Raw genomic sequence first — 11,117 nt, 5'->3', positions numbered from 1 at the left:
TTTAACTGATCGGCATTACTGATTATTCAGCGGTTTTTTTGTGCCTGCCGTTTGGGTTTCAGAAACGACAGGTAATAAAAAAGGCCAACCTAAGTTGACCTTTCATCTAATCTAAACGGTGAGGTTTAAATTAAGCTTTTGCTTCAGCTGCTGCTTTAGCGATAGCTGCGAAGCTTTTCGCGTCTAGAGCTGCGCCGCCAACTAGAGCACCGTCGATGTCTGGTTGTGCGAAGTAAGCTGCTGCGTTTTCTGGCTTAACAGAACCGCCGTATTGGATAACAACTTTCTTAGCAACTTCTTCAGATTTCTCTGCGATGTGTGCACGGATTTGAGCGTGGATGCGTTGTGCATCTTCAGCTGTAGCTGCTTTACCAGTACCGATAGCCCAGATTGGTTCGTAAGCGATGATAGCGCCTTCAAGAGCTTCAACACCTTGAGTGTTGATAACAGCGTCAAGTTGACGAGCACATACTGCAACAGTTTCGCCTGCTTCGTTTTGTGCTTCAGATTCACCGATACAAAGAACTGGAGTTAGGCCGTTCTCTTTTAGGAATGCGAATTTCTTAGCTACGAACTCATCTGATTCGTTGTGGTATTCACGACGCTCAGAGTGACCGATGATGATGTGAGATGCGCCGAACTCTTTAAGCATTGCTGGAGACATGTCGCCAGTGAATGCACCGCTGTTGTTTAGGTCAGAGTTTTGAGCACCTAGGATGATCGCGCTGCCCGCTTCAGTAAGCGTACGCTCTGCTAGATCAACGAAAAGTGCTGGTGGAGCAACTGCTACGTCTACGCCTGTTACGCCTTCAAGTTCAGCGTTAAGACCGTTTAGTAGATCAACAACCATTTCTTTGCTGCCGTTTAGTTTCCAGTTACCCATAACTACAGGATGACGCATAGGAATATCTCCAAAGTATTTAAATAAATCGAATGTAAAAAAGTAAACTTTATTACGAAATAATATAACAGATTAATATCAACAGATCATGACTGTGGTCATGACTTTCTTGGATCTTACTCAATGGTCAGAGTAGATTTTGAGCATATATCAGTGATCCGGCAGACAGAATAATAGCTAACTTCTCGGATTTTTCATCGTTAGTTGTTATTAAGGGACAAACGATTGCGTTAACAACAGGAAGTAACAATGCCGAATCTAGTTCTAGAGTACTCCAATTCAGTGGATGAGCGAGTAAATATCCAAGGCTTACTGGAAGATCTCCACCAAGTCGCTCTCACATGTGGCTTGTTTGATGTGCCATCAGTGAAATCTCGTTCACTGCGTTGCCATAATTGGTTGGTCGGTGATGAGGAAGATAGTGTAGACTTTATTCATATCAGCTTTGAGTTACTTTCGGGACGAACGGAAGAGCAAAAGCGAGAATTGTCACGATCGTTAATGCAGATCCTGCAAGAACAAGCGAGTCATGTAAGAAGCTTAACGGTGAATATTCGTGATATGGATAAAAGTTGCTTTCAAAAAGTAATAAACTAACCATTGCTGCTGACTTTTAGCGGCGTATAAATTTGAGTATTTAAGATGTCGATGAAAGAATTACTGCTCTCTTTCAAGGGGAGAATTGGTCGTAAGACTTACTGGATTTGGAATGTTTTCTACTACATAGCGATTACCGGTTTTGCTTCAGGTATCTCTGTGTTGTTCCCTGCTTACTCTTATATCCTGCTACCAATCATCCTATTGATGCTTGTGATCCCAGACCTTGCGGTAACCGCTAAGCGCTGGCACGACCGCAATAAGTCTAATTACTGGCTACTATTGAATGTGCCATTAGTATTGGGTCGTTTAGCTTCGCCAATGGTTGCAACGACGACAGAGCCGGTATCGCCAATTCATATGGCGGCAACCGTCGCGGCATTAGTGTGTGGTTTCTGGATTCTGATTGAGTGTGGTTTGTTGAAAGGAACAGAAGGCCGTAATGACTACGGCGAAGACCCATGTAAATATTGAACAGCGAACCAATAAGAAGGGGGCATTACGCTCCCTTTTTCTTTTTAGTGCTTTGCTAATTTCAGTACATTTTAGGTTCGGTATTCGGCTTAAAAGGCACGACATTTTCAGGCAGAGATTCTTCAAAGCCGCAGCGCCCTTCGAGTGCATCTTGGAACTTACAGACCTGACAGCGCAGCTCTTGCATGAGTACGACATTGGCGTGGTGTGGGTTTTTACAACGGCTAACCACTAAGTCGATGTGACTTTGCTGCGCACGAAGTCGGTCTTGCATCACGTCTGAAGCCGAACAAATCATCTGTTCGCACATCTCGTGTTTGAATTGATTGAATGCTTTCGGGTCGCTTTTCGCGAGTTGGACAAGTTCATCAAAGGGTGGCAGTTTTTGAGCGGGTTGTGGATGCGCCATCATTCCTTCCTTAGCATTAAGCGTGTTTCATATGCTCTAAGCTTAAGAAAGAAATCTGTACAAATTTTAATCTATTTGTATTTTCTCAATATTGAGACGGTATTAGCCGATTACCTTTGCAATCAAAGGGCGGGTGTTAAGGTGTAAGTGCAGCGTCGTTCGCCAGCAATGATGTGCTCTGTACGGCTCACGTGACACTCATCTTTTAGTAACTCAGTAAACACGTTGAGCTCAGATTGGCACAGGCTAGGGCAGCGAGTTGCAGCCTTACAGATAGGGCAGTGGTTCTCAATCAAGATGTAGTGATCATCATGCTCTTGAAGCTCAGCCATGTAGCCTTCGTCTTCACGAAGCTGGGTGAGTTTTTTAAGCTTGCTGATGAGTGAATCACAGCCAGACAGCGCAGTTTGATACTGCTTAAGAGTGTGTTGTTCACGCTCGGCAGCAACCTTAGCCAGCCCTTCTTTACCAAATAGATTCTCGACAGCATCAATCACTTGAATGGTGAGTTCACCATGTCGGTCTGAAAATTGGTTATGACCTTGTTGAGTCAGGGACCAGTGGCGAGTCGGGCGACCCACTTTCACTTTCACATCATGAAACGCAAGAATACCGTCATCTTCCAGGCTTTGCAGATGTTGCCTTGCCCCCATTGTCGTCATGCCAAATTCTTCTGACAGTTGTTTCGCGGTTACCGCGCCTTGACGCTTAATGGTCTGTAAGATTCTGTCGCTTGTTTTCATACTATCCCTACCTAATGAACCTTACTATTATGAGGCAAGGTGTTTATAAAGCAAACCATTTACTATATTGATGATAATTTACTCTATAGATAGCGTTTTACTCTATTGGCTGCCATGGTCAGATTCTGGTGCGCTAATAAAACAAAAGGCTGATACTAGGTATCAGCCTTGGAATATTCTGTTTCACCGAATTTAGGCTTACAGGATATGACCTACTACTTCTGGATCTTTACGCTCTAGGTAGTGGATAGATTTGATGCGGCGAATTGTACGGCAGCGGCCACGGATAAGCAGGGTTTCTGTGGTTGCGATATTACCTTGACGAGAAATACCTTCTAGCAAGTCACCCTTAGTGATGCCTGTTGCTGAGAATACAACGTTGTCGCTGCGTGCCATGTCTTCCATCTTCAATACGATACCCGCCGTTACGCCCATTTCTGCGCAGCGCTCAAGTTCAAGTTCACCGTGCTTGCGGTTCTCTTCTGTGTCGCCTTTCACTTCGTGGCGAGGTAGAAGACGACCGTGCATGTCGCCGTCGAGTGCGCGAATTACCGCCGCCGAGACCACACCTTCAGGTGCGCCGCCGATGCAGTACATGACGTCTACTTCACTGTCTGGCATACAGGTTAAGATAGAAGCCGCAACATCACCGTCTGGCACAGCAAATACACGAACGCCCATTGCTTGCATGTCGGCGATGACTTGATCATGACGAGGCTTAGCAAGCGTGGTTACGACTAGAGTATCAAGTGTTTTACCTAGTGCTTTAGCGATGTTTTCTAGGTTTTCTGTTAGTGGCAGTTCTAGGTCAATCACGCCTTTAGCGCCAGGGCCAACAACCAACTTTTCCATGTACATATCAGGCGCTTTAAGGAAGCTGCCTTTTTCGCCCGCAGCCAATACAGCCAATGCATTTGATTGGCCCATTGCTGTCATGCGTGTCCCTTCAATTGGGTCAACTGCGATGTCGACAGCGTCGCCGCCCACACCTACGTTTTCGCCGATGTATAGCATAGGTGCATCATCGATTTCACCTTCGCCGATAACAATCTCACCGCTAATTTCGGTTTTGTTTAATAGGCTACGCATTACTTCTACAGCAGCGCCATCTGCAGCGTTTTTATCGCCACGGCCAAGCCACTTGTAACCAGCTAGTGCTGCACCTTCTGTGACACGAGAGAATGACATTGCTAAATCGCGTTTCATGCGGACTCCAAAATTTTCAAAGGGGGAATAGAAATTTCGCGGCGAATTTTACCATATCCAAAAGGAAACGTTTGCCTTTTTTGTTTTTTGGAGATTGCTCTCGATCAATTCGCAGTGGAAAACAGTTATTATTCATCAAAATAATCGGTTTGCCGTTGTGGCGGTAATCGTTCTCGTCAATATTCGGTAAAAAGTGCTGTTTTTTTCATCGAATGGCGCAAAATATCGAATATATTGAGTGTTTATCCTTGCTCTGCTGAGTAGAATGGGGAAATAAGTGGAGTGAACCTTCACCATCAAACGGATAACTAAAAGGTAGGCCAGAATGTCTTTTGAAGTACTAGAGCAGCTAGAAGCAAAAATTCAAACAGCAGTAGATACAATTGCACTTCTTCAAATGGAAGTGGAAGAGCTTAAAGAAGAGAAACAAGCACTAGCAACAGAAGCTGGTGAGCTTAAAGCAAGCCGTCACGAGCTAGAGCAAAAAACTCAGCAAATGCAGGAAGAGCATTCAGCATGGCAAGATCGCATCCGTAACCTTCTTGGTAAAATGGATGAAGTAGAGTAATCGACTCTTCAGATTTAAAAAAACGCCCGCTACTCAGTAGCGGGCGTTTTTGTTTGTGTTCTTATGATTTGTTTTATTATTTGAAGCTGAGTGAGAGTTACTCGACGTCTTCTTCCTCGACATCCAAATCGAGTTCTACATCTAGAGGTTCGGCAGAAAGAATGATGCCAGTGTTGTCTGCGTAGAGGTAATCTTCAGGTAAGAAGGTCACGCTGCCAAAGTTCACTGGAACGTCTAATTCACCGACACCTTCTTGGCTCGCACCAACAGGGATAGAAGCCAAGGCTTGGATACCTAGGTTCATGTCTTCAAGCTCATCGACTTCACGAACGCACCCGTAAACCACAATCCCTTCCCACTCATTGTCTTCGGCAAGTAGGGCTATCTCAGCATCGATCAGCGCTTTACGTAGTGAGCCGCCCCCATCGATTAACAACACACGCCCCAGACCGTCTTGCTCTAGTACAGAGCGAATCAAAGCGTTGTCTTCAAAACACTTTAATGTCGTGATCTGTCCTGCGAAGGATGCACGTCCACCGAAGTTGCTGAACATTGGCTCCACGACATCAACTTGATCCAAATATATGTCGCACAGTGCTGAAGTGTTGTATTCCATTAGTATACCTTTTGAACAATGAGCTTACTTTGAGTATATCGGCGCTTGATCCCTTTGCAATGATTAGTCTCATTTAACTCAATAGAGTTTGAGCTACGACAACCCCTGCAAACAATAGGTTAGTGACCAGTGAGCATTTCACAATCACGGGCATCATTGGTGCAATTTGCGCTGGCTTTTCGGTTTCCCAAACGGCTTTGCCATGCTTGTAAACAATAATAATGCTCAGCAAAAACGGTAGGCTGATCCAGACCGGTTTTTCTTGAATAAGCAGGTAGATAGCGAAAGACGCAAGGGCGAGGCCAAGCAGAGCAAAATGATAGTGTTTGGCTTTGCGTTGTCCTAGGCGAACCGCCATGGTGCGCTTACCACATTCGCTGTCGTTTTCGATATCACGCATGTTGTTGATATTGAGTACCGCAACCGCCATCAAGCCACAGCCCAATGCCGGAAGGAATAGGCTTGGTTCAACATGGCCAGTGTGCAAGAAGTAAGTCCCTGAAACACCTAATAAACCGAAGAAGATAAATACCGATAAGTCGCCAAGGCCAATATAGCCATAAGGCTTATTACCGACGGTATAAGCGATGGCAGCAACAATGGCTAATATGCCTAACGCAATGAAAGATAAGATACTTTCAATCGAGGTTAAGGCATGAAAAATAAGAATCAGCCCAGCGACCATAGTAAACACGATGTTGAGGATGATCGCTTGCTTCATGGTTTTCGCTGTTACCGCGCCAGATTGCATGGCACGTGTTGGCCCCAGACGATTTTCGTTGTCTGTGCCTTTTACGGCGTCGCCATAGTCATTGGCTAGGTTCGATAAAATCTGTAATAGGGTGGCGGTTAAAAATGCCAGTAGGGCTATCGATAAAGAAAACTGACCACCGGCGAACGCTAAACTACTTCCTGTAAGAATAGAGACAAGTGCGAGAGGCAGAGTTTTTGGTCGTGCGGCATCAAGCCAGATCAGTAGAGATTGTTTCATCGTAGGTCTAATTCTTTGTAAGTCTTCGTTTCATACTGTGATTTGAGTATACGCCCATTTTTCGGGTAATAAAAAGCCCACTCGAAAGTGGGCCTTGAATTCGCTTATTAGCTGCTATTTCTTTGAGATAGAGCAATAAGTTGGAGTTTTGTGTGCTACAGGATGAAGCGACTTAGGTCTTCGTCTTCTACGAGCTCGCCAAGCTTAGATATTACATAAGCTTCATCAATCAGCAATTTACTGCCTGCTCGGTCTGTTGCGTCAAATGAAATTTCATCCATTAGGCGCTCCATGACTGTGTGTAGACGACGCGCACCGATGTTTTCAGTGGTTTCGTTCACACGCCATGCTGCGTCCGCAATCTGGTTGATGCCATCTTCAGTGAACTCAATGTTGACATCTTCTGTTTTCATTAGGGCAATATATTGCTCTGTTAGAGATGCTTTTGGCTCAGTTAGGATGCGTTTGAAGTCATGTGCTGATAGTGCTTCAAGTTCTACGCGGATTGGTAGACGACCTTGTAGCTCAGGGATCAGGTCAGATGGCTTAGCCACTTGGAATGCGCCTGATGTGATAAACAAGATGTGGTCAGTTTTAACCATACCGTGCTTGGTTGATACTGTGCTGCCTTCGATAAGAGGCAGTAGGTCACGCTGAACACCTTCGCGAGATACATCTGGGCCTGAACTGTCGCCACGCTTACAGATTTTGTCGATCTCATCGATGAATACGATGCCGTTGTTTTCAGCGTTGAAGATCGCGTTCTCTTTCAGCTCTTCTTGGTTCACAAGCTTCGCAGCTTCTTCTTCCGTCAGTGCTTTGAATGCGTCTTTGATTTTCATCTTACGCTTTTTCTTGGTGTCGCCCGCTAGGTTTTGGAACATGCCTTGCAGCTGGTTTGTCATCTCTTCCATGCCTGGAGGTGACATGATTTCAACGCCCATTTGCGGTGCGGCTACATCAACTTCAATCTCTTTGTCATCTAGCTTACCTTCACGCAGTTTCTTGCGGAAAATCTGACGAGTGTTTGAAGAGGTTGTGTCTTCAGTTGATTGCTCGTTCTGACCCCAAGCATCACGCGCTGGTGGTAGAAGGGCATCAAGAATGCGTTCTTCAGCTTGTTCTTCAGCGCGGTATTGTACTTTTTCCATCGCTTGTTGGTGCGTCATCTTGATCGCAACGTCCGTTAGATCACGGATGATGGTTTCAACTTCTTTACCAACGTAACCCACTTCGGTGAACTTAGTCGCTTCTACCTTGATGAAAGGCGCGTTTGCTAATTTCGCTAGGCGGCGAGCGATTTCAGTTTTACCTACACCCGTTGGGCCAATCATCAGGATGTTTTTTGGCGATACTTCAACACGTAGGCTTTCTTCAAGCTGCATACGGCGCCAGCGGTTACGAAGAGCGATAGCCACTGAGCGCTTAGCGTTGTCTTGGCCGATAATGTGGCGATTGAGTTCGTGAACAATCTCGCGAGGAGTCATCTCAGACATGGTTTTTCCTTAATTCTTTAATCACTGTTGAATACAACGTTATTGATGGAAGCGGTCGTTACTCTGGCTTTGGCAGCTCAACGGTGCTTTCTAGTTCTTCAATAGTGTGGTGATGGTTGGTGAAGACACAGATGTCGCCTGCAATGTTCAGCGACTTTTCTGCGATTTCACGCGCATCTAAATCAGTATTTTCTAATAGTGCAGTAGCGGCTGCTTGAGCGAAGTTTCCGCCCGAACCGATCGCAATCAGGTCGTTCTCAGGTTGAACTACGTCACCGTTACCTGTGATGATCAGTGAAGCGGTCTCATCCGCTACTGCTAACAGTGCTTCTAACTTACGTAGAGCACGGTCGCTACGCCAATCCTTCGCTAGCTCAACTGCCGCTTTGGTGAGATGGCCTTGGTGCATTTGCAGCTTGCTTTCAAATTTTTCGAATAGCGTGAAAGCATCAGCCGTACCGCCAGCAAAACCGGCCAGTACTTTGTTGTTGTATAGGCGACGTACTTTACGGGCGTTGCCCTTCATTACTGTATTGCCCAGAGATACTTGTCCATCACCCGCGATGACGACTTTATTATTACGACGTACAGATACAATGGTAGTCACGAGTCGACCTCTTTTGATTATTATTTATGGTTACTACTTATATGTGGCTCCACTATCATGAATTCAAGTGCCACTTTTAATGGTATGTCATATCAAAAAAACTAAATATTACCAGTTGTTTCAAACATCCATTACCTGTTGAGCCTATGTGTGGCAAGGGTTGGTGGGTTAATAGTTTGTGATAAATATAAAAAAAGATAAAACAAATTTCTAACGTGAAATGGTTAACACTTTTTGTTTGATTTATAAGGAATGATGTTCACTAATCAGTGGTATTCACTGCATAAGGAGTAGTGTGATGAATAGTGACAATATCAGTTTTTTTAATAGAGATATGGATCTGGATGAGCTGTCTATACTGCATCATCTGATGTATCAGGAGGCGGGCGAGTGTTCAACAGAACATCTAAAAAACTCGGTCAACGTTTTTCTTAAACGTCCATTTCCTAACGTTTTAGCGCACTTGGATTTTTTTGGTTACATCGAGATAAATAAGGAGCAGGTCTACCTGACTGACTTTGGGCTTGAGTACTACGAACAAGTACCTCAGTTTCGTTAAAACGCACTCTTTTGATTAACATACTGGTATTGCTTGTGCGATGAACTATTGAACGCTTTCAAACAGCAATAGGGGGAATCCTCTTCCCCCTATTATATATTGAGTTGATTAAGCCCCGTCTTTCCAAATAGCGCAAGGTTCAATTTTCGCTCGTTGCAGCTTATGGCGATCGCGTTCTGCGTCACGCTTCAACTTGTATGGCCCTAAAACCACACGGTACCAGCTACTGCCATCTTTCTTGCGGATCTCACTTGAGATACCTTGGAAGGCAATATCCAACTTACGTGCTTCTGCCTGCGACGAGGTTTTGTAAGCGCCACACTGCATGATGTAAGGGATCTTAGAGATCTGTTGCTCTTTGGCTTTTACTTCAATCTCGCGGCTTGGCAGCGTTTCAACGTAGTCCCACTTCTCTTCAGGAGGCGGCGGAATCACTTTCGCTGGTTTTGGCTTAGGTTTTGGTTTGGTTGCCACAGGCGTTGGTGCAGGCGGCTCAGGATCATTACTCAATAGGTAAAGTCCGTAACCAAAACCACCGGCAAGGAGGATCGCCAAAAGACCACTGCGCCAAGGTTTACGGCGAGGGGCTTGTTTTTTGGTCGGTTTTTTCGTGCCACGACCGCGCTTTACATAATCTCTATTAGCCACAAGACAATTCAATAGTTGCTGATTCTGCCCTCATGGTAATCCAGATTGCGCGAGGATAATAGTGCAGAAATGGAAGCGGCACATCAAAATGTGCCGCAGATTAATAAGGGTATTTCTAAGGGTTATATTCGAGGTGGCGCTGTACTGCCTCGAACCACTAATTTAGCTTCAAGCAGACGCGAACCTGCTTGCACATCGTTGCCTTTTAATAGATCAAGCATCATCAACATCGCTTGGCGTCCAATCTCATAACGAGGCTGAGAAATGGTGGTTAGCGGTGGATCGCAGTATTGAGCGAATTGGATGTCATCGAAGCCGACAATCGATAGGTCTTGAGGAACGCGCAAGCCCAGCTTCTTCGTTTCTTGAATCGCACCAATCGCCATCGCATCGTTGTGACAGAAGATAGCTGTAGGTTGTTCAGGAAGTGCCAGTAATTGACGAACCGCTTGAGCGCCCGCTTCAAAGGTGAAGTCACCGACCGTGCTATAGGCTGGATTCATTGAGACTCCGGCGCGACGCAGCGCTTGCTGGTAGCCTTGTTGGCGGAACTTACACAGTGTTGCCGATACTGGTCCTGAAATTTGAGCAATACGCTTATGACCTAACTGAGCTAGGTAGTTCACCGCTTCAAAGGCAGAGGTCAGGTTATCGATGTGTACCGTAGGCAGTTCAAGCTCAGGGGCAAACTCACACGCCATTACCATCGGCGGTAAATTCTTTTGTTCAGGTTTGCTGACATCAAACGGATGGTCAGTACCCAGCAGCAACATGCCGTCGGCTTGTTTGGTGAAAACTAAGTTAACAAACGAAGACTCGCGCTTCTTTTGCTGGCCGCTATCACCCAGTAGAACAAGGTAATCATTTTCTACTGCGGCATCTTCGATACCACGAATGATCTCGGCGAAATAAGGGTCACAGATATCAGGAACAATAGTGATGATGGTTTTTGATTCGTTGCGACGTAAGTTTCTAGCTAATGTATTGGGTGAGTATCCAGCTTCAAGTACTGCTGTTTCCACTCGTTTGCGAGTCGAAACTGAGACTTTCTCAGGGTTCATCAATGCACGTGATACCGTGGCTGTTGAGACGCCTGCTAGCTGGGCAACATCCTTCATTGTCGCCATAAATTAAACCCTCTTTTAAGTTCCTTTGCCGCCTAAGCATCTAAGGCGTGAATAATAAATGTAATCGAATAGATATTATGAAAGTGTTGCTAACACTTTTTTTATTGCAATATTTTATTCGTTTAATCCGTGTAAAGTTACGGCTAGATTAACAAAAATCACATGACTAGTGTGA

The 11,117-nt window shown here is 45.2% G+C and carries 14 protein-coding genes; 4 read left to right on the top strand and 10 right to left on the bottom strand.

All coding sequences use genetic code 11. The annotated features are described in order from the left end of the window. Nucleotides 1-130: 130 nt before the first annotated feature. Nucleotides 131-901 carry a triose-phosphate isomerase gene (tpiA, locus tag AB4384_RS13645; RefSeq protein WP_017061158.1) on the bottom strand — a complete coding sequence of 257 codons (771 nt, stop codon included), beginning with the start codon at nucleotides 899-901 and terminating at the stop codon, nucleotides 131-133. 249 nt (nucleotides 902-1,150) lie between these two features. Between tpiA and AB4384_RS13640 the strand changes: the two genes are divergently transcribed. Together AB4384_RS13640 and AB4384_RS13635 are read left to right on the top strand one after the other, a co-directional pair. Beyond that, complete coding sequence (locus AB4384_RS13640) at nucleotides 1,151-1,498, top strand: 5-carboxymethyl-2-hydroxymuconate Delta-isomerase (protein ID WP_017061157.1); 348 nt, start codon at nucleotides 1,151-1,153, stop codon at nucleotides 1,496-1,498. 45 nt (nucleotides 1,499-1,543) lie between these two features. Beyond that, entirely contained in the window at nucleotides 1,544-1,972 is a 429-nt protein-coding gene (locus AB4384_RS13635; RefSeq protein ID WP_017063673.1) for a DUF805 domain-containing protein, read from the top strand. A 61-nt stretch (nucleotides 1,973-2,033) separates the two neighbouring features. Here AB4384_RS13635 and AB4384_RS13630 read toward each other — a convergent pair whose 3' ends face one another. The 3 genes from AB4384_RS13630 to glpX all read right to left on the bottom strand — a co-directional run bounded on the left by AB4384_RS13630 (nucleotide 2,034) and on the right by glpX (nucleotide 4,330). After that, entirely contained in the window at nucleotides 2,034-2,381 is a 348-nt protein-coding gene (locus tag AB4384_RS13630; protein ID WP_017061155.1) for a DUF3135 domain-containing protein, read from the bottom strand. Nucleotides 2,382-2,503: 122 nt separating this feature from the next. Continuing rightward, nucleotides 2,504-3,124 (bottom strand): metalloregulator ArsR/SmtB family transcription factor, encoded by a 621-nt coding sequence (locus AB4384_RS13625; protein WP_017063674.1) that lies wholly within the window; start codon nucleotides 3,122-3,124, stop codon nucleotides 2,504-2,506. 198 nt (nucleotides 3,125-3,322) lie between these two features. After that, entirely contained in the window at nucleotides 3,323-4,330 is a 1,008-nt protein-coding gene (gene glpX / locus AB4384_RS13620) for a class II fructose-bisphosphatase (protein ID WP_017061153.1), read from the bottom strand. A gap of 325 nt (nucleotides 4,331-4,655) precedes the next feature. Here glpX and zapB point away from each other — a divergent pair, with 325 nt between their 5' ends. After that, nucleotides 4,656-4,898, top strand: coding sequence for a cell division protein ZapB (zapB, locus tag AB4384_RS13615; protein WP_008219652.1), 243 nt, complete (start codon nucleotides 4,656-4,658; stop codon nucleotides 4,896-4,898). Between the two features lie 97 nt (nucleotides 4,899-4,995). Here the strand turns inward: zapB and rraA are convergent, their stop codons facing one another. From rraA to hslV, 4 genes are all read right to left on the bottom strand, one after another. Next, nucleotides 4,996-5,514 carry a ribonuclease E activity regulator RraA gene (rraA, locus tag AB4384_RS13610; RefSeq protein WP_017061152.1) on the bottom strand — a complete coding sequence of 173 codons (519 nt, stop codon included), beginning with the start codon at nucleotides 5,512-5,514 and terminating at the stop codon, nucleotides 4,996-4,998. A gap of 73 nt (nucleotides 5,515-5,587) precedes the next feature. Then, entirely contained in the window at nucleotides 5,588-6,505 is a 918-nt protein-coding gene (locus AB4384_RS13605) for a 1,4-dihydroxy-2-naphthoate polyprenyltransferase (protein ID WP_017061151.1), read from the bottom strand. A gap of 155 nt (nucleotides 6,506-6,660) precedes the next feature. Next, the gene (hslU, locus tag AB4384_RS13600; protein WP_372129673.1) at nucleotides 6,661-8,001 is read right to left on the bottom strand and encodes an HslU--HslV peptidase ATPase subunit; all 1,341 of its coding nucleotides are present in this window, start codon (nucleotides 7,999-8,001) and stop codon (nucleotides 6,661-6,663) included. Nucleotides 8,002-8,059: 58 nt separating this feature from the next. Then, nucleotides 8,060-8,608: an ATP-dependent protease subunit HslV gene (gene hslV / locus AB4384_RS13595; RefSeq protein WP_004729692.1), complete on the bottom strand. Its 549-nt coding sequence runs from the start codon at nucleotides 8,606-8,608 to the stop codon at nucleotides 8,060-8,062. 298 nt (nucleotides 8,609-8,906) lie between these two features. On the opposite strand from hslV, the gene AB4384_RS13590 reads away from it, so the two are divergent. Further along, nucleotides 8,907-9,167 carry a hypothetical protein gene (locus AB4384_RS13590; RefSeq protein ID WP_017061149.1) on the top strand — a complete coding sequence of 87 codons (261 nt, stop codon included), beginning with the start codon at nucleotides 8,907-8,909 and terminating at the stop codon, nucleotides 9,165-9,167. Between the two features lie 108 nt (nucleotides 9,168-9,275). On the opposite strand, the gene AB4384_RS13585 is transcribed toward AB4384_RS13590, so the two are convergent. Together AB4384_RS13585 and cytR are read right to left on the bottom strand one after the other, a co-directional pair. Beyond that, nucleotides 9,276-9,815, bottom strand: coding sequence for an SPOR domain-containing protein (locus AB4384_RS13585; protein WP_372050884.1), 540 nt, complete (start codon nucleotides 9,813-9,815; stop codon nucleotides 9,276-9,278). A gap of 122 nt (nucleotides 9,816-9,937) precedes the next feature. Beyond that, nucleotides 9,938-10,942: a DNA-binding transcriptional regulator CytR gene (gene cytR, locus AB4384_RS13580; protein ID WP_017061147.1), complete on the bottom strand. Its 1,005-nt coding sequence runs from the start codon at nucleotides 10,940-10,942 to the stop codon at nucleotides 9,938-9,940. Nucleotides 10,943-11,117: the final 175 nt, after the last annotated feature.

Source organism: Vibrio sp. 10N.261.51.A4, assembly GCF_041471945.1.
Lineage (GTDB): Bacteria > Pseudomonadota > Gammaproteobacteria > Enterobacterales > Vibrionaceae > Vibrio > Vibrio crassostreae_C.
Note: the sequence above shows the minus strand (reverse complement) of the source record. Positions and strands in the feature narration are given on the sequence as shown.